Origin of the sequence: Prolixibacter bellariivorans ATCC BAA-1284 (assembly GCF_000621705.1) — a bacterium.
GTDB lineage: Bacteria > Bacteroidota > Bacteroidia > Bacteroidales > Prolixibacteraceae > Prolixibacter > Prolixibacter bellariivorans.
Map to the genome: position 1 here is coordinate 22,290 of NZ_JHXO01000014.1, position 20,028 is coordinate 42,317.

Annotated in this window: 14 protein-coding genes; 2 read left to right on the forward strand and 12 right to left on the reverse strand. The window is 41.1% G+C overall.

Annotated elements, in window-relative coordinates; genetic code table 11:
• Nucleotides 1–111 precede the first annotated feature (111 nt).
• From T426_RS0118445 to T426_RS0118455, 3 genes are all read right to left on the reverse strand, one after another.
• Nucleotides 112–1,044 carry a tyrosine-type recombinase/integrase gene (locus T426_RS0118445; protein WP_036985202.1) on the reverse strand — a complete coding sequence of 311 codons (933 nt, stop codon included), beginning with the start codon at nt 1,042–1,044 and terminating at the stop codon, nt 112–114.
• 748 nt (nt 1,045–1,792) lie between these two features.
• Nucleotides 1,793–2,344, reverse strand: a complete 552-nt coding sequence (locus T426_RS0118450) for a hypothetical protein (RefSeq protein WP_027586092.1) — start codon at nt 2,342–2,344, stop codon at nt 1,793–1,795.
• A 19-nt stretch (nt 2,345–2,363) separates the two neighbouring features.
• Complete coding sequence (locus T426_RS0118455) at nt 2,364–3,776, reverse strand: hypothetical protein (protein WP_025866320.1); 1,413 nt, start codon at nt 3,774–3,776, stop codon at nt 2,364–2,366.
• Nucleotides 3,777–4,996: 1,220 nt separating this feature from the next.
• Between T426_RS0118455 and T426_RS0118465 the strand changes: the two genes are divergently transcribed.
• Together T426_RS0118465 and T426_RS0118470 are read left to right on the forward strand one after the other, a co-directional pair.
• Nucleotides 4,997–5,890, forward strand: a complete 894-nt coding sequence (locus T426_RS0118465) for a helix-turn-helix domain-containing protein (RefSeq protein WP_027586093.1) — start codon at nt 4,997–4,999, stop codon at nt 5,888–5,890.
• A gap of 85 nt (nt 5,891–5,975) precedes the next feature.
• Nucleotides 5,976–6,965, forward strand: a complete 990-nt coding sequence (locus T426_RS0118470; RefSeq protein ID WP_025866317.1) for an aldo/keto reductase — start codon at nt 5,976–5,978, stop codon at nt 6,963–6,965.
• Nucleotides 6,966–7,283: 318 nt separating this feature from the next.
• Here the strand turns inward: T426_RS0118470 and T426_RS0118475 are convergent, their stop codons facing one another.
• The 9 genes from T426_RS0118475 to T426_RS0118515 all read right to left on the reverse strand — a co-directional run bounded on the left by T426_RS0118475 (nt 7,284) and on the right by T426_RS0118515 (nt 20,020).
• A complete protein-coding gene (locus tag T426_RS0118475; protein WP_211253573.1) occupies nt 7,284–8,162 on the reverse strand; it encodes a DMT family transporter in 879 nt (292 codons plus the stop codon).
• Nucleotides 8,163–8,261: 99 nt separating this feature from the next.
• Nucleotides 8,262–9,137 carry a PKD domain-containing protein gene (locus T426_RS0118480; protein WP_027586095.1) on the reverse strand — a complete coding sequence of 292 codons (876 nt, stop codon included), beginning with the start codon at nt 9,135–9,137 and terminating at the stop codon, nt 8,262–8,264.
• Nucleotides 9,138–9,149: 12 nt separating this feature from the next.
• A complete protein-coding gene (locus tag T426_RS0118485; protein WP_025865758.1) occupies nt 9,150–10,688 on the reverse strand; it encodes a RagB/SusD family nutrient uptake outer membrane protein in 1,539 nt (512 codons plus the stop codon).
• Between the two features lie 12 nt (nt 10,689–10,700).
• Nucleotides 10,701–13,673: a SusC/RagA family TonB-linked outer membrane protein gene (locus tag T426_RS0118490; protein WP_025865757.1), complete on the reverse strand. Its 2,973-nt coding sequence runs from the start codon at nt 13,671–13,673 to the stop codon at nt 10,701–10,703.
• A gap of 114 nt (nt 13,674–13,787) precedes the next feature.
• Nucleotides 13,788–15,806 (reverse strand): glycoside hydrolase family 36 protein, encoded by a 2,019-nt coding sequence (locus T426_RS24265; RefSeq protein WP_159103372.1) that lies wholly within the window; start codon nt 15,804–15,806, stop codon nt 13,788–13,790.
• 38 nt (nt 15,807–15,844) lie between these two features.
• Nucleotides 15,845–16,969, reverse strand: a complete 1,125-nt coding sequence (locus T426_RS0118500; RefSeq protein ID WP_199898695.1) for an amidohydrolase family protein — start codon at nt 16,967–16,969, stop codon at nt 15,845–15,847.
• A gap of 11 nt (nt 16,970–16,980) precedes the next feature.
• On the reverse strand, nt 16,981–17,796 hold the full coding sequence (locus tag T426_RS0118505; RefSeq protein ID WP_025865754.1) for a class II fructose-bisphosphate aldolase: 816 nt from the start codon (nt 17,794–17,796) through the stop codon (nt 16,981–16,983).
• A gap of 2 nt (nt 17,797–17,798) precedes the next feature.
• Entirely contained in the window at nt 17,799–18,752 is a 954-nt protein-coding gene (locus T426_RS0118510; protein WP_025865753.1) for a carbohydrate kinase family protein, read from the reverse strand.
• A 2-nt stretch (nt 18,753–18,754) separates the two neighbouring features.
• Nucleotides 18,755–20,020 (reverse strand): class II D-tagatose-bisphosphate aldolase non-catalytic subunit, encoded by a 1,266-nt coding sequence (locus T426_RS0118515; protein WP_211253574.1) that lies wholly within the window; start codon nt 20,018–20,020, stop codon nt 18,755–18,757.
• Nucleotides 20,021–20,028: the final 8 nt, after the last annotated feature.

The following is a 20,028-nucleotide window of genomic DNA, read 5'->3' on the forward strand; positions in this document are numbered from 1 at the left end:
AGAAATTGTTGAAAGTTTTCTGATTCCCGGTTTGTATTTCCATTATCAACGAACTTTTTGTACGCGATTATACCAGTCATAATAAATAGTTATCCATTATTCACTCCATTCTCACCGGACCACCACTAAATCATTTCGGGGGTGCTTCTTTTCAAGTATTTCGGTTTGCTTTTCAGTGCTTACGTGGGTATAGATTTGTGTTGTCAGGATGGAACTGTGCCCTAAGATGTTCTGAATGTATTTGATATCGACATCCTGCTCCAACAGCAAGGTGGCAAACGTATGCCTAAAAACGTGTGGCGTTACGTTCTTTGTGATGTTGCATTTTTTTCGGTATTTCCGAATCATCAACCGGACAGACTGTTCTGACAGCCGGTTACCAAAGCGGTTAATAAAGAAGTATTCCTGTGTCCCAATTACCGCTGAAAACAACCGGTAGTAATTTCTCAAAGCTCTTTTAATGTCTGCATTTATGATTTGAATATTCCGCTCTTTGCTCCCTTTCCCATTCACTCTTACAGATGAAAAATCAATCCCGATATCAGCGTACTTCAGTGAACAAAGTTCAGAAACGCGTACCCCGGTACCAAACAGTAATTCAAATACAGCCACATCCCGTACTTTTTCCATATAAGCATACGAGTCGGGCTTCCCTTCCATATCACGAAGTTCCCGGTAAGCTGCCTGGAACAGTTGGGTAATCTCCTCTATGTTCATGACCCGGGGTAGAACTTTCGGTTCTTTTATCCGAATCCGAACCTTCCGAAACGGATTTGTCTCGATAAATTCTTCAAATTCCAAAAAATTAAACATGGCTTTGGTGGCCGCCAGCTTTCTTTTGATAGTCTTGGGCTTGAAACGAGAGAGAAACTGCACATAATGTTTTAGTTCCTCCTTTCCAATCTGAGACACGTCGGTCAAACCGTATTGCGTAAGCATATGTGATTTGAACTGTGCCAAATCGATTGAATATGCTTTCAATGTTTTGCTACTTAACCGCTTTTCAAACTCACAATGAAATAGGAACTTCTCAATTGCCTCCATGCTATGTTTATGTTTACTATTCAGGAGGACAAATAACGCACTTATTCCTCGCAAACATTCAATAGCAAGTAGTTTTGGTCTCCCAAATAAACGAGAAACCAAGGGGTTCCGGTCTGCCTCGTTACCGCCATGCACTTCAAGGCAGAGAATATTACTTGAACAGCAATATTCCTCTGTGCTAAAACATTATCAAAGTCAAAGGAACAAAAACACACAAAAACAAGGAGAGTAAACTATTACAGGAAATACCAAACGGGTGAGCATTTGCGTTCTTTTCAATAGACAGATGAAGGATGTAAGGGTAAACATCCATCACCACGCGATAGTATATCGTGGTCTTAGTTCAGTCCCTGGAGCCGGAGTGTTTCAGGGGCTTTTTATGGGCTTAAAATTCTTTTTATAGAGAACTTCTTCCTGTACTTTTATCTCTTAAGAAACAATGATTATGTTGATTAATAGAAAGGCTTACAAGCGAATTGTTTCCTTCTTTTGTTGGAAGATGCTAATCTTCCGGGGACTTGTCATAAAAGTACCAAAAGGACAAGTTAAAGTGATCCTGCTACCCGCGTCATGGTTTTGTTTTTTCCGGCCCACATGCCTGAATCCCCATTCCTTTTTGCTGATAATAACCGCTGTAGTTCGTAGCAAGATTTATGTAGCGAATGCAACCGCCTGCTATGTATTGACATAAAAAAGCTCCAACCTAAATGACCGGTCGGAGCTTTCCTTATTATTTAAATCAATCAGATTACCACCTTTTCAAATCAAACCCAATATTCAACTGCAAAGCGATTGGAAAAAAACCATTGTTTCCTTTTGTATCGAAATAGTAAACGGGCCCAACATCAAACAGTAGGTGAAATTTACCGTAGCTACGCTGAAGTCCCCACGTGGGACCAAACGCAAAATCAATATTGTCTTTTCGGATAATATTATGGGAGGCAATCTCTTTAAAATTTGTCAGTAATCTTAATGACCAGTAGTTACCAGAATTGAATGCGATATTTTTTCCTTTTGTCAACCGGGAGTCTCTGTTGTAAAAAAGTTTATATGATAAATCCAGAAATGGTGCTACAAAATACGTAATTCCGGAATTCGTGTAACTCAGGTTTAAATAACTGCCACTTACTCCAACACCTGTATTAGCAGTTAATGTCGTTCTATCTGACACAGGTAACTCACATTCGACACCCGGACTGAGGATATTAGCCCTCAGAATCGTTTGTAAATCCGGAGGTGCTTCCTGACCAAAAACATTAAAACTGACTAAAACAAATAGAAAACACAGTAGTTTCTTCATCGCATATATGTATTATTGGTTATTTAAAAGTAATTCTAACTCCTCTCCATGTAGCTCCCCTTCTGGCAGCACCATACATAATTGTATTTTGCAGAAATGTATATTTTGCCGTGAGATTTTTATATCCGGCAAAACCTAAACCATTTCCACCACTATAAGTTGCTCCAATAGTCCCTCCACTACTATTCGCAATAATCATGGTATACTTATCAGTACTCGATCTGCTATCATAAAAAGGAGCTAAAGAAACTTTGGTTGTAGTAATATAACTACTTCTTGGCAATAAACGAATTGCCTCCAATTGTTTACTCGGATTTGTAAACTTGTTGTTCAAAAACTTAACCGATGCTTTTCCTGCTGCAGTACAGGCATTCCAGAGTGCGCCAACTTTGTCTTTTTGAGAAAAATCAATATCTAATCCCAAAATATCAAACGTTTTCCAGTTTCTACTCAAAAAACGCGATTGACTATATTCAAGATCCTGCACTACTTTGGTCTTATAACGAAATGTAGGAAGATGATTGTTATTTGGGTCAAAATCGGGGCCGAAAATATTCTTAGGCCACTTCTCTTTTAGGTTTAAAACTTCCCATCCGTCAATAATTTCATCACACCCCTGCTTTCGCCAAACACCTGTCCATCCTTTTTTCTGAGTTTTTGTTTTTATCCCCATTTCAGAATAAAAGGGAAATCTCTGTGCATAAAATTTAACGTCAACACGATGTTTGCTGTCAAAATAGTTTCTGACACTTTTGGAAAATCCCCAAATATTGTCCCACGATTTGCCGGCGATTGTTCTACCATCATCGATATCCTGCCACTCAGTATCCGACGGAAAAGATGCTGATTTAATAATCTGTATGTCAACACCAGGCGATACATCTATTGGTTCTTTCTGTCGAAAAGTATCATAGAAGTATAATCCGGAATACTTGCTGACTTTGTACATTCCAGCTTCAATTGAATAGCCAAGAGCATTGGTTACTGGTTCACAATCGTCAAGTATTTTATCATCTATAGTCAATTCTTTCAACCAATCTGAATTTTCCAGGTTCGTGAAAAAAGTACCTTGTTTCGTAATCCTAAAAAAAACATTTCCGATAACAATCTCGTACTGTTCATTTAGAAAATGTTTTAACAAATCACTACAAATCAACGTGTCTTCCTCATCTCCTCCAAGTGTCTCGGATTTCAACGGCTTAGCCTCACTGAGACTCGTTATATGGCTGATCTCTGTGGGGAGCACATTTTCGTTACGAAACTGTTCAACAGAATTTAAAAATTGCTCTTGTGAAGAAAACTGAGCCACGTCTTTTAATTTCTGATTCACTATTAAATTCTCATCTGTCTTGGTTATCTGCTCTCGCTCACAAGAAGAGAATACACCAGTTAATATGATTGCAATATACAAGATTAGATTTAAGTTCTTCATGTTTATTTTATTAAATAAATATTCAAACTACAATGAAAAAGAACAAGTCTTTAAAGCTCTATCTTGGGGTAGTTTTATAGCAACAGAGCCCAACGAAATAAAGACCTTTTAAACGAATTATCTCATAGACAAATAGATTTAGTATGTTTGTACTAAAATGACAAATAGGTATACAAAGGTTTTTGACAAAACCTCTGTATTATTCTATAGCAGCACTATTAAAATCTTTATGATCTCCTAAGAAATAGGTGCGAGAAAAACATAGATACTGACTGAATCTAATTCAATGATCACTAATCAAAAACTAATTATGTTTCGTCGAATCGCAATTCATATCAATTGTAGTGCTAAACGTGTAAATGTTTTGGTCTTTTTTCATTTCTGTTGATTTCGAATGGCGGGATAAAAGTAATTCAAGTATTTGATAAATCAATATTTATTCGTTCACCTCAATGATGTTCTAAATAACATAATTTTTCTTCGCTTAACAGATCTGACCGTTCATCAAAAAAATGCTCACGTTTATCAAAAATTTCGGTTACTCAAAAAAAAATCAAAAAGCTGCATTTTCTTTCGTTCGGGAAATCTTTACTAATGAAATAATCGATTTGTTGGGTCTCCACATGCGAACTTCTGCCCGGGTTATACCGAGACTTCGGGAACTGGCCATCGCACCTATTGCCTTCGGGCGATATGGGGAATGAGAAATTTTGATTGACCCAGGCACCCTGAATAGAAATATCGAGGAACAGGACATTATAACTACCAGCGGAAAATACTTAGTACTACATGGAGTAAAACCTCATAACCATTTGCAGAAAATACTTAGTACCATTTTTGAAGAAGCCTTATAACCACATGTGGCTGGTAGTAGTAAGATAATTTTCCCTGCTGCGAAGCGCTGGAGTTTCTTCTTCATCTCGCAAGGGAAAGTTCTTCATCTTCGTCAGGAAAGTTCTTCATCTCGCGGAGGTGAAATGAGGTTTGGGCTGTGATGGACCCTAAAAAGGCTGATTCCATGAGAATAAAAATACTTCTTTCTGTACTTCTATCTTGTTATAAAAGTACCAAAAGCCCCGATGCTTCGGGGAAGTCAAAGTGATCCTGCTACCCGCGTCATGGTTTTGTCTTTTCCGGCCCACATGCCTGAATCCCCGCACAAAACCATTCCCTTAATTCCACATTTTCTTTCATCTGTTTGAATTTTGTAATTTCACCAAATGAATATAAGCGAAGATTTAAATGCATTTTATCGCAGGATTAAATATGAACCCGGCGAAACCATATCGCGCAGTAAGCCTCATATCAACGTCTTTGAACGAAAATCCTGCATAAGCAACTACCCTTATTCAAGAAGGGATTATTACAAAGTGACACTGATTTTGGAAGAAGGTCAGCTTGATTACGCCGACAAAAGCATCCATATCGATAGACCGGCATTGCTATTTTCCAACCCGATGATTCCCTATAATTGGCAGAGTCTTGCAAATAACCAGGCTGGTTGGTTTTGTATTTTCAACGAACCATTTGTCAAACAACGGGACGAGCTGTTAACCGACCTTCCAATGTTCCGGTTGGGACACGAGAAGGTTTATTTCCCGAACGACACCTCAGTAAAGGAAATAGCCGATATATACCGGAAGATGATGGAAGAAAATGAAGGTACCTATGTTTACAAACAAGACATTCTGCGCAATTACCTGCACCTGATTATTCATCACGCGCTTAAAACGGAACCGGTCAGGAATTATGAAAAGACACAGAATGCTGCATCGAGGATTACCTCTCTTTTCCTTGAACTGCTGGAAAGACAGTTTCCTATCGACTCGATGCAAAATCAGTTACAATTAAAATCGGCCGGCGATTTCGCCCGTCAGCTTTCGGTACACACCAACCACCTCAACAGGGCCGTGAAAGAGATTACCGGCAAAACAACCACCGAACACATCACGAGCCGGATCGTTATTGAAGCGAATGAGTTGCTTGTTCATACTGATTGGCCGGTTGCCGAAATCGCGTACTGCCTTGGCTTCGATTATTCCGCTTATTTCAATATTCTTTTCAAAAAAGCAACAGGCATGACCCCAAAAGAAGCAAGGATGAAAATTGTTTGAATTTTATAATTTTCCGCTTGAATCGTCTTACTTTCCCGTAGATAACTGCCCTAATTTTGTCTTATCATCATTCAAAACATTCACTATGAAGTACAGAGTATTAGGAAGAACAAATGAAAAACTTTCCGCCATTGGATTAGGCTGCATGGGTATGTCTCATGTTTACGGTGAAAGAGATGACAAAGAAAGTATTGCTACGTTGCACAAGGCACTCGACCTCGGCATTAACTTTTGGGATACAGCTGACTTCTATGGAGGCGGTGAAAATGAAAAACTCATATCGAAAGTATTAAAAACCAACAGGGATAAAGTTTTTATTGCCACCAAATTCGGTTTTAAATATACCGGAGAAAAGCATCTTGCCAGCAGTTTCGAAGGCTCTCCTGAGTATATGCGCAAAGCTGTCGAACTTAGCCTGCAAAGGTTGGGCATTGAAACTATCGATTTGTATTATGCACACCGCGTTGATCCGAACGTCCCGATTGAAGAAACAGTTGGTGCGATGGCTGAACTGGTTGATGAAGGGAAAGTACGTTACCTCGGCCTTTCCGAAGCATCCGTTACCAATATCAAAAAAGCAAATGCAGTGCACCCCATTTCGGCATTACAAAGTGAATATTCCCTCCTGACCAGGGATGTCGAGAAAAAGATACTGCCGGAAATCACTGCAATGGGTATCACGTTCGTTCCTTTTTCACCACTGGGCAGGGGTATGTTCACCGAAAATTTCAACATAGCTAATATTCCTACAGGCGATATTCGTCTGGGTTTGCCGCGTTTTCAGGGAGAACACCTGGTGAACAATCAAAAACTGATGAAAGCGTTGGATGAATTTGCCCTCGAAAAAAACATCAATACAGCTCAACTTGCATTAGCCTGGATATTGGCTAAAGGAGAAAACATCATCCCTATTCCCGGCACCAAGAAACGCAAATACCTGGAGTTAAATGCTGCTGCTGCAAACATCGAATTTACGGCAGATGAAGTAGCAGAAATTGAGTCCATCATTACCCGGTTTCCCAATACGGGTGACCGGTATCCTGAATCGGCAATGAGACTGGTCGACAAGGACTAATGTAATTTGAACAATGTTGTCCTCTGTAACCTATAATTGTTTTCATCAAGGTACGGAAATAAAGGATGTCATGGGAAAAGCGACCTTCGCTCCGCGATAGGATATCATCATCCGTATTCAGCCCCTGGAATGCGTTTTCAGGGGCTTTTTATGGGCTTAAAATTCTTTTTATAGAGAACTTCTTCCTGTACTTTTATCTTGTCATAAAAGTACCAAAAGGACAAGTCAAAGTGATCCTTCCTCCCGCCTCATGGTTTGGTCTTTTCCTACCCACTTCCCGGAATCCCTGTGCAAAACACAAGACCCAATATCGATTAATCAGGTCGAAAACAGATAGATAGCCACCAACGCCAATCCAAAACCGATCATCATGGCCGGATTAGGCATAACAGCGTAAATTAACAACGACAATACGATTGTTATCATTGGAGATAGAGACGTCATCGGAGAAACGACAATCGCTTTTCCGTAACGCATGGCATAAACCAGTGTAAGCGCTCCAACAGCGTTCAGCACCTGAATCATGGCGGCCAGATAAGGCCCTTTAAATCCCCAGTTGATATTCTGCTCAAAGTCGGTCATCATTAACGCAAACGGAATTAAAAGGATACCAGATAAAGCCATATAAGTGAAAATACTTTCGGCAGACATTTTATTATTGGCAACTTTCATAAAAAATCCTTGTACCCCCCACATAACAAATACCAAGACCGATAATCCCAGCCATAAATATCCCTTTACTTCCAGTTTCTCGGGTTTCATATAGGAAAGAAGAAATATGGCAAGCAATGCCAGAATAATTCCAATCCAACTTCTTCTGTTGGCCGTCTCTCTCAATATCGAGACTGATAGAATGATAGTGACTACAGGATAAAGCGAAACGATTGGAAAAATGATGTAGGCAGGACCTTCTCTCAATGCTTCGAATAAAATAAGTTGTCCTCCGGCGCCAGTCAATCCAATCAGAGTCCCATAAAAAACAGATTCAAGATTATATTCCAACTTGAATTTTATCAGTTTCAACGCAATCAGCGCACATGGAATCATCGTTAGTGCCCACATTGTATATCCAAGTGTCGCAGGAAATCCGGCTTTTTCCGGGATTTCGATTAAAGCTCCCCATATTCCCCAGGTAATCGTTGTTACGACGGCATAGATTAGCCATAAATTGTTTTTCATTCCAGTTCTGCTCTTCATGCGTAAATTTTCCTTTCCTAAAAAGTCATTTTCCGGCTACAAATATCAAAAACGGGAAAAAGTTCGTTAAAACCAACCTCTTCCCGTTAATTTGACACCTTACTGTTTATCCATTTTTACTACAATCTTATCATCAAAATCAGGTGTGACGAGATTACCAATATCTGACCAATCAGAATTCATAATACTCATATAGAACTGAAATGCATCACTATTTATATTATAGCTTTCCCGTGGAATCCCAAATTCCATTTTTATGACTCCATTCTCTTCCTGAATTGTTCCTGGAATAATAGGATTTGCTGGATTGTATTCAACGAATGGCCAGCCTGAGTCACCATTGACCATATCAACCATCGATGGCCATATGTCACCGGTATAGAAGTTTCCTTCAATGCCGTAGTCAACTCCCATTCCCTTCATCGTGAATCCGGTGGCTATCGAATTGTCGGTATCCATGTAGATACCAAAAATGTGAGAATCCAATCCGGCTCCTTCCACTGCGTTAAATTCGACATATATGTAAACGTTGTTTGCATCATAATCAACTTTCCCTCCAAGCACATTGTCTTTGCCCCCAAGTTGAAAATCGGGATATGTAACACTGTTCCAATCATCAAACGAATTATCATCCAGCTTTATTGATGATGCTTTATCAACCCTTAATACTTTGTGATAATCGTAGGATTGTCCATCAACAGTCGCTGACATAGTAATCAGGTAATTGCCAATTGAGTTATACTGATGAACAACAGAATCTCCCGCCATTGACGATGAGCTATCTCCAAAATCCCATGAAACATCTGTAGCAGATGAAACATTGTTCACAAATGAAACATCCAGTCCGTTGAAATACACTTTAAAATCCAGTGGCGGTGGATCCTGCAACGCGTATTCGCCTTCTTTACTACAAGAGTAAAAGGAAAGAAGAGCCAAAGAGAAAAAGAATATAAAGAATGATTTTATTGTCTTCATGATGTCGATTTTTTAGTTAGGAACAACCAGGTTATTTGTGCTTAACTCACTGCTTGGTATTGGATAAAGCATTCGGGGATCATTCGCTGGAATAACTGCTCCGGGTGCACCCAAACCAGGCTCAGCAGAAGTTGGAATACCATTGTAATTGTCTAAATGGTAGCCCCAGTAATTTCTGACTAACGGTAAGCTGTTTCTTTCGATATCGAATAGTCTGTGTCCTTCAAAAGCCAATTCAATTCTTCTTTCTTTCAACACGATATCCAATATATTATTAGTAGTAATCTGATCCCGGCTTACATCATACAGATAATCATTCATAGTACCGTAATTCCCGGGAATCATACGGTTTTCCCGTATGGTATTAATATCGGATACAGCATCGTTAACTTGCCCCAATTGAGCATAGGCTTCAGCACGATTTAGATAGACCTCAGCCAGACGTAACATTACCGGTGAACTAAGTGTTGCACTATTGTCCTGTCCGGAAAATTTGCTGATGTAATAAATCGTGACTCCGTTTTTAGTTCCCGGTGTTTGGGTATTGATATATTTCCATCGCTGGTCAGCATGTTGAAGGTCGGTTCCATACCCCATCACATTCAACAAAGACGGAGCAGCCCCTTCTTCCCCCCAACAACTGGGACCATTATAAATCATCGATGCAACAGAAGCTTCCTTTTTATCATCGACTGACAAGAAAGGAATGCACCAAATAGTCTCATCAGAGGTTTTGGCATTGGCAAAATAATCGGGGTAAGAATCTGCACTCTCCAAGGCATACATACCCGAATTAATTACTGAATCGGCATAGGCAATCACATTACTGTAATCTGCCTTATACAAATAGCTACGAGAAAGCAAGGCCCACGCTGCGTACTTGGAAGCAAAACCTTTATTCTGACGTTCAGCCGGTATATCTTCACTCATCAGTGACGCTGCTTTTTGCAAACTACTGATGATATAATCGTATGTTTCACCGACCGTAGCCCGCGCTTTGGGTTTCGTGTCCAACGCATCTTCCCGAAGGATAACACCGGGGGCTGAAGCGTTTGCTTCACTGTATGGCTTGGCAAATAGCTCTACAAGACTCTGTGTGGCGAAAGCTCTTAGGAAATACCCCTCACCTTCCAATTGTTTCGTCAGGGCGTCGTCGCCTTTCCGTTCGGCCATTTCAATAGAAACGTTGGCCCCGTATATCACTTTATAGGAAACTTCCCAAAAACTGTTGATATTGGACTTTTCAGAAGACCGGTCATTGTAGCGAAAGCTATTGGTCAAATCGTCCTCCGATTTGTAGCCACAAACGATATCGTCACTAGCAAAATCACTTAACTGAAAGTACTGACGCAAATACCAGTTATTGGTTTGGTTCGGATCCGGATAATCTTTAAACAGAGCATAACTTCCGTTGACCAAACTAGGTAAACCATCTGATGTTGTTGTGATTTGAGCTCCCGTCAACGCATCGCTTGGAACAACGTTCAAATCACACCCTGAGAGCCCAATCAGGACAGCTATTATACTGATATATAAGATTCTATTTTTCATCACAATAAGGTTTTAGAAATTAATATTCACACCCAATACATACTGTTTGCTGTTAGGATATTTAAACTCAGCATATCCTGGTAGTCCATTCAGTGGATTGATAGAAACTTCAGGATCCTGTCCCCAGAACCGGGTAAAGGTGTAAACATTGTCAGCGCTCAATGAGACGTTCACACTTTTCATCTTCAGCCGCTCAATAATTCCTCCGTGAAGTTTATAGGTCAATGAGATATTTCGGATCTTTAGGTAGCTCCCATCTTCGATATACCGGGTTGATGGATCGAACGAGTTACGAGCATTCTGCGGTAATGGATGATTTGCTATATCTCCTGGTTGCTGCCACAGCTTCCAGTCATCCCTCGGCATCATCGTATTGAACTGGGGATCCTGCAGATCATTATCTACATACCTTCTGAAATAGTTATATATCTTATTTCCCGTCACGAATGAGCAATTGGCACTCAAGGTTAAATCTGCATAACGGAAACTGGTTGAAAATCCGCCCTCGATTTTGGGAATAGGACTTCCATATTCGACTTTACGCGCTGCCTGGTATTCATGAGTTGGATTTCCATCTTCTCCAACCCAAAGCATGGAACCGTCCTGAGGATCGACGCCATAGTACTCCTTTGCATACCATGTATAGAGAGAACCTCCATCCCTGTAAATTTGCGTAATACCGTAAGTGTTGGCATTAATAATCGTATCATTGCCAAAATCCGTAAGAGAATTCTTATTGAAGCTGATTGAAAAATCTGTCGTCCAGGTTACTTTTCTTGTGTTAATGTTTGTGGAAGACATGCTCAATTCAATCCCCTTATTAGTAACCGACCCCGTATTTTGCCATTGCTTACTGAATCCGCCTGAAGGTGGAAGATTCCTGTAAACCAGCAAATTATTAGTTAAATTATTATATGCATTCACATTCAGGTTTACGCGATTAAACAATCCAACTTCAAGGCCAACGTTCACCTGGGTCGTCTGTTCCCAGGTAAGATTAGGATTCGCTAACTGAAAAGGAACTGCTGCCACCTGACCATCGATCTGGGTTGTGTAAGCAAACTGCCCAAGATATTTCGAAGCACCGATGTCTTTCATCCCTGTTTTTCCCCAACTGGCTTTTAGCTTCAAATTATCGATAGCTTTAGTAGTTTTCATGAAATTTTCCTGACTTAACAACCATGCACCGGATAAGCTTGGGAAATAAGCCGTCCGATTCTCTGGGCTGAAAGCTGAAGATTGATCGATACGGTACGAGCCGGTGAAGAAATACTTCCCTTTATAGTTATAGTTTAATTGCGAAATGAACGACTGCATGACGGTATGTCCGGGAGCTCCGCTGATAGCAAAATTTGAAGAGGCAACAGACGGAGCAGAAAGTCCTTCCGGCATTCCCTGTCCTGAACCAGTAATATAATCATTGTTCGTTCTTTGAGCTTCTGCACCTACCAATCCATTCAGTGAGTTATCATTCTTATCAAACCGAAACTTGAACAAATTGGTCGTAATACCTCCATATGAGATATTGGATGTAGAGCTTACATAACCGGTACCATAATAAGAGAGGTTATCGGCGTTTTTTGCATAGAATTGTTTATCCATGCCATTGTCAACACTCAAACGATTGGTACTGCTGAATGTAAGCCAATCCAAAAGCTTGATATTTAAGTCAAAATCATAATCTACATTCAGCGCCAGATTGGTAAGATTCGAATTATCAGCCGCCTGAATAGGATTTATTTTATCCTTTGACCATATACCATCTGCTTCTTTAAAACTCCTCGGGTTTCCATTTTCATCATACGGATTATCCCATGGCATATTTACATATGAATAGTAAATATTCATATAGTCAGCACTTCGGGTTTTAGAGCCTGAAAGATTGATGTTATTGACAATTGAAATCCTGTCGGATAAGCGATAAGTTGTATTCGCCCTCAAGTTGATACGCTTAAAGGAAGTATTGATAAAGGTACCTCCCTCGTCATAGTAACTTCCACCAAGGTAAAAGGATAATTTTTTTGTTTTCCCGGTAGATGATACATAGTAATTCTGAACCAATGCTGGTTTGAATGTCTCTTTCAGCCAATTTGTATTGACATCGAGAATGGATTTTGGTCTTGCCTGCAGAAATTTGCTGTCATCAATAACAAACAACTTAGGATCGCGATACAATTCTCTCTGATAATTGTAAAGCGTTCGGCTGTCCATCATGTGCACATTTCCGTGATCAGCCATTCGAATTCCTGTAACAGCTTTAATATTTACAGAAGGGCTGCCCCCCGAAGCCTTTTTCGTAGTAACGACTATCACACCTCCATTGGCCTGAGAACCATACATACCAGTAGCACCGGCGTCTTTTAACACGGTTATACTTTCCACATCGTTGGGATCAAAAGTTCCTCCGATTATTCCATCAACAACATAAAGCGGCCCTTGCGGCGCACTCATGGAAGAAATGCCACGAATGCGTACATCAGGCATAGCTCCCGGCTGACCGGAACCATTGAAAACCTGTATACCGGCAACCTTCCCTTGTAACATGGTTCCTATATTATTTGATGTTACGTCCTTCAATTTATCGGCAGATACGGTAGTCACAGCACTAGTGATTTCATTCCTTTTTTTGTCACTATATCCCATGACAACGACTTCCTCAAGCCCTTTCACATCTTCCTGAAGAATGACGTCTATTACACTATTATTTGCCACCTTTTTTTCCTGGGGTACATACCCGATGAAGGAAAAAACGAGAATATCATCCGGAGAATTAACATGAATCGAGTATTTACCATCCAAATCAGTAATGGTACCTTGTGTTGTCCCTTTAATGACCACGTTAACACCAGTAATTGGTTCGTTGGCATTTGTTTTGACTGTTCCGTGCACAGTAACTCCCTGGGCAAAGACCTGGGTACTCCAAATGCCTAGCAGCATGAATACCAGAACCCATTTTTGAGCAATTTTACTAATAAGTTGATTCATAGAAGCAAGATTTATAGGTGTTTGTTTACATAATATTTGTCTGAAATATTGATTTGTCTCATGAGAGTTCGGAAAACCGGGGGCACTTACACTCTCAATTTCCCAAGCATGAACCTACTCAGGCCTGGCTTCTACGAGACAAGACTTCTTAAAATCAAGGTGCAGATGTCCGACAGGACCTTCTACTTCTCCCAGCACTTTGTCGTGGACGTAGTCATAGATTTGATACTTTTTAGCATCTAATCCCCTGAATTCGACTCCGCCGTTCCACGAATCAGCGTAAAATGCGTAATACAATTGGTGATCACGCTCAATCACATGCGTTTCGGGTTTATCATAACCTATATCATATAATTTCCCCAGGTACTTACCTTTAGAAAGCATCATTTGGTTATAAAGAGCGAACCAGTGTTTCCAAATCTTTTCCCTTCGGGGGGTTAGTAAGAAACTACCGTCTTTGACATAAGGATTATCTTTCGGCCAGGTAAACTTTGTCCCCAGAACAGCACCAATACCAAATGATGTAGCAAAGTCATCTCCCCCGTCACTAAGTTCCACATGGTCTCCAAAATAAGCTAATCCGGGTGCCAGTGCTTTTATCGTTTTACCTTTAAGCCTTATTTGCCAGCTACTTTCAGGATCAGAAGCTACAGCCTGATTAGCATAAGCCAGGTTGAACGGAGACACACAATCGCCGCAGGGACAATACTGTACTACCGCATGAGGATTAATTGATCTGGCCGTGTTGTAAACAGCCTTGAAAAAATCGGGAAGTTGATGAACCGCTTCAAGCGGATTGTTCCCATGGGCAAAGTCTGGTGGCACGGCATTCATATGCTGTCCGTCCAGTTTCAGTCCATCAAATCCATAATCCTTCATAAACTTAACCACCTGCTCCTTGCTGTTATTGATTACGGTAGTATCGACAGGAGACAGATAATAGCTGTCCCACCAGGTAATGTAGCGGGGAACGCCTTCGTCTGACAATAACAGTGTATGAGGATTTTCTTTCAGGTAATTACTTCCTGGATCAGCGGCCAATGGGGCCCACCAAATCTGAGCTTTCAATCCCATTTCATGGACTTTATCCACCAGTTGCTTCATTTGCTTTTCGCCTCCGGGGAATGTGCGGGAATTCAAATTCCAGTCTCCTTCGGCCTGTTGATAGCCATCATCTACAACTACCCATTTTATTCCAAGCTCTTTTACTTTGGGAAGCGTATTCAGAATTTCATCAACGGTAAAATTTCGTTCATAGCCCCAGGCGCACCACATTGGCTCATAGGCCCAATTTTCATCCTGTGGTTGATGAACACCGCGTTGGTAGAGGAAATTTGCATATTCTCGCAATGAAGCGAAGTAGTCGCCATGTTGCGGCATAACAAAGGTTTCAAGAGTTACAATCGAGTCTCCGGGATTTAATTCCAATTCTTTCGAATAATCCTTTTCCACTTTAATTGTGGCACTCTTATCATACTCTCCCATGCCGACAGGTAAGGATACCAGCCGCGGTACCGTATCGCAGTGTCCAATAGCAATACCTCCGTTTTTTCGCCATAAGCTGGTTACCGGAATGCCACCTCCATAGTCAGAGTTATTCATTCCCATGTAATTCTTCTGGTAAAAGCCTGGATTTACTTTCAAAACCCAGTCTGCCCTATGGCTACTCGAACCTCCCTGAAAAGACCAGAAGGCTGGCGAGTCATCTTCGCTTTGAATGGCGTATTCATTATTAATCCAGGACGATACCGGAATATCTCTTTTCCCGGTATTCACATACGTTACCTTCGTGGTCAGCATCCCGGGAAAACGTTCGAACGTATGAATCGTTAGTATCTTCTTAATGGAAATTCCATCCTCATCATGTGCCCCAATAAACTCATATGATCTGCCCGGACCATTTGAAGTTTTAATGGCTGTATTATTTGAGGACATTAAATGGAAATCAGTGATTTTCTTCAAACCTGAAAGCAAATATTCAGAATCTGAAAATCCGGACATCAGAGGCACGTTGGATGGCTGACTCAGAACAACTTTGGTCTGCATGTTCCCGTTCAGTTCAAACTGCAGATCTCCCGTTCTTATGATGTTCTTGTTTGTGCTACTCCAAAGAGCGACAATCAAGAATAACATAGGTTGAATTTTTAGAAGTTTATTGGCAGCCATAGCAGTTAGTTTTTATCGATTAGTTTTTCAGCATTTTTATAATAAACTTTCCGAAGTACCCTATCACTTAACTCAAACCCACTATAGGACCAATGGTAGTTAAATGAAGGATAATAAAAGTGTTCATCAGAGGTTTCAAGAATCCGGAAAGTAATCTTATACATATCCGAATCCATTCCCATGTCAGTTCCGTAAAGCAGTTTGTTTTGGTACTTTTCGTAAAATGATTTCATAAACCGGGGAATCGTGGCCGTTTCACCATAGCGGGCTGATATGTCGGCATAAAAATTTGGGTATTCTTCCAATAATTTCCCCAGCCTCCCTAAATCAAAACTGCAATTTGCCAGGTGACAGGCTATGAACGTTGTTTTAGGGTTCTCCCTAACGGCATTTTCCAGTGTTTGAATTAGTGCATCGAATCCCAACTTTCCCTTTTGATTCAACTCTATATGCCATTCAGCAGCATTCATCAAACCATCATTATGTTTGTCTACCGGAAGATACATCCAGTAAGGATCAGCAACATGAATACTTATCGGCATATGCAATTCAGCACATTTCTCAAGCAACGGTTTCATCCGCGGATCGTCCAGATGCATCCCGAGCGCTTTTGTGGGAAACGAATAAAATAACCCGTCACCTTTGTCCCCCAATTCGCCAACGCCCCTGGCTCCCATATTGTAGCAACGCTGGAGTTCCTTCACGGCTGCCGGACCAAATCCAGGTTTATCATACCCCGTGTAATCGAATCCGCACCACAATTCAAAACGTTTGCCATATTTTCCATACCTGGCTGCCAGCGAATCGAACTTCGCCCCTGTCGTCATCGTCAGTATTATTGTTTTCTGGATTCCCATCGCATCCATTGTCTTTATCCAGCTTTCGATTTCTTCATCTGTAGCAGCATATGGATGGGAATGGATATCGATTACCTTGTAGCGGGCATGCTCAATTTTAGTTTGAGGAATGTTATAAATTGATTTTGGCTGATAATCTTTCAGCAGTATATCTTTACCTTTCTGCGCTGAAGGATCAAGCGAGCCGAAATTGCTCATATCCAACTGAGCCTCTGCCACCAAACTAATCAGTAGAAGTTGCAAAATCAATGCAATGCCAATTATCTTTCGCATCAGAATCATTTTTAGGTTAACAGTAATAGCTTCGATTTAATCAACTCGGTAACCGAAGTAACTGCCAGCGGAAACACTTTTCGCAAATCAATTTCCGATGTTTTTTCCATTTGCTGTCTCAGTGCCCGCATGTAAGTGTCCTTGATTTCAGTAGCCAGGTTAATCTTGGTAATTCCATGCGAAACTGCTTTCAAAAGCATTTCTTCAGGTATACCTGAACCTCCGTGCAAAACAAGAGTCGCGTTAGTTGCCTGACGGATTTTCTCCAGCAAATCAATTTGAAGATTCGGTGGATCTTTGTAAAAACCGTGAGCAGAACCGATGGCTACAGCTAATGAATCAACTCCGGTCATCCGTACAAACCCTGAGGCATCTTCAGGCTGCGTAAACACCTGATTTCCCTGACTTTGTCCGAGTTTCGCCACATAACCAAGTTCTGCTTCTACATGAGCACCATACTTCCGGGCGGCTTCTACAACTTCAGAGGTTATGCTAACATTCTCATCAAAGCTTTTCTCACTGGCATCAATCATTACCGAATCAAATCCCGCCTTCAAACATCGCCTGGCTAGTTCGGGGCTATCTCCGTGGTCCAGATGAATCCATCCTTCAACATTGTATTCTTTCAGACCACTTCTGGCCATATTTACAGCCATTTCCAGTCCGATATAGTCAATCGAGCTTTTTGACAGTTGTAGAATGATGGGAGCTTTAACTTCTCTGGCAGCATTGAGAATTCCTTCCAACGTTTCGAGGTTGTAAAAGTTTGTGGCCAAAATTGCCTTCCCCCTGCCTCTGTATTCTTGTAATTTCTCTTGAAGCTTCATAATCAAAAGTCAATTGATATATTAAACTTTCTCAGGGCAATTTCGCTGAGTAATTCTTTGGAGGCAAAAGCTCCGGTTCCACCTACAGCAGTCGTATTGAGCGCACCCGTCAGGTTCGCAAAATCCAGACATTCTTCCAAAGAAGTTCCATTCACATACTTATAAATAAAACCTGCATTGAAACTATCTCCGGCACCGATGGCATCAACAACATCCGTATTCAGATAACCTGAGAGCTCAAGCAATTCTTGACCGGGTCGGTAAAGGACAGAGCCTTTATTACCTCTTTTAACAGCCAGATTCCTGACATAGGGCTTCAATTTCTCTATTGCAGCCTCAACTGTAGCGGTATTTGTCAGGTGCAGTAATTCCGTTTCATTGGGAAGGAAAACATCGACAAACGGTAGAATGGACTCAAAGTCGAATTCCCATTTTTCTGCCGGATCCCACTGCGTGTCGAGCGAAGTTGTAAGACCAAGCGCTTGAGCTTTGGCAAACAACCGATGAATGTCCTTTTTTAACCCTGCCTGGAGGAATAGCGATGAAAAATGAATATGTTTTGCACTTGCCAAATGCTCATCGGTAATATCTTTCATGCTCAAAAAATCCATTGCTCCGGGATGAGTTACCATTGCCCGGTCCTCGCCATAGTTGAGCACAACGGTTGCACCTGTAGAAAGAGACTTTTCTGCAATCACGAGTGAAGTGTCAATTCCCCTTCCTGCAAGTTTTTGAGTAACGAATTCACCAAATGCATCCACCCCCACTTTCCCCAGGAAACCAACTTTAGCTCCCAGACTCGACAGGTTGGAAGCAAAAATCGCCGTCGAACTTCCCAAGGTAAGCGACATGTTACCTGCCAGTTTTTCCTTGCCAACTTCGACCTCGCCGTCGATTTCATTCAGAATCAAATCGACATTAAGTTCTCCAATGGCTAATACATCCAGCTTATCCATTTTTACAAGTATTTATTTAAACCAACGAGATTAAAACTGTGGAAATAATTGTCCATATCCCGTTCTATTCTGGAAAGTACAATTTCTTCAGCTTCAAATCCATTCGACTTAAGATTCTCATAAAGCTGGTAGCGTGCAATAACAATCTCAGGCTTCTGCCAGATATAGCGACAGCCTGTTGAGATGAGCCATTCCTGACGTTCGGGAGAAATCTGCTCAAACGATTTGCCTTTCTCATCGTCAAACAACCACTTCATCCAACGTCCGGATTCGATCACCGAACTCCACAACAAATCCTTCATATTGGATTTTATGGCAATTCTCCCTTCTTCATACAGCTTTTCTTCAATTTTCTCCAATTCAATGAGAGCTTCGTACTCGCTGATTGTAAATTCCGGTCCAACATTGGCTGCCCCCATGCCGGTAAGTGGATATGCTTCCGGATTGGTGACGCCATCAGTGTAGTGTCCCTTTATCAGACTTCCAAATGGCTTGACTTTTTGGGTCAGAGTACTTGCAACTTCCGGATCGAATGTGGCTGTATGCAGGTCTGTCCCAACTTTACCCACAATAAAACAAGGCCATACATCTTCCAGATTCGCCTCTTTCAGTCCACTTTTCAGCAACTCGAGGAACGTATCGAAAGTTTTTTCATCAGCCAGACCTCCGTGCACCTCTTCCGTACCAACTTCATAGGAAATCGGAGGATATTTATTTTTGCGCCTGAAGTCTTCAATGTGCTTGATGAGTTCAATTGTTCTTTCTGCTACTGCGGCAATTGAGATTGTCTCATTTGGTTCAAGAAAAATATCAACAGTTGGATCCACGTGAATTAAGTCAAATCCAGCTTTTACAGCTTCTTCAAATGACTGTTTTACTCCGTCCATCGCCTCATTCAGCGACCACTTCTCAGTGGATTGCTTGTCTTTAAGCCAGGGACCACCGTGGTCAATAGCAATAATGACCGGTCCACCGAAATTGATTTTCTGACATTCCCGTTCAACATAACGCACAAACTCACTATGAGAGAATCCGGTATAACCTCGATCTGTATCAACCTGATTCAGCGTTGTTGCAAATTTTATCGGAGCATTGTTTCGCTTTGCGGCTCTAAGTGAAGCCTGAATTACCGAAATAGAATTTGGACACGCAGCGAAGAGTGTTCTGGGCGAATGTCCGTCAGCCTCTAATTCTTTAATTCGTTTGAGAACATACTCCGTTTTTGGCATGTCTAATTTCCTCTTTGTCTTATCGATTGCTTTAATCATTTTCTTAT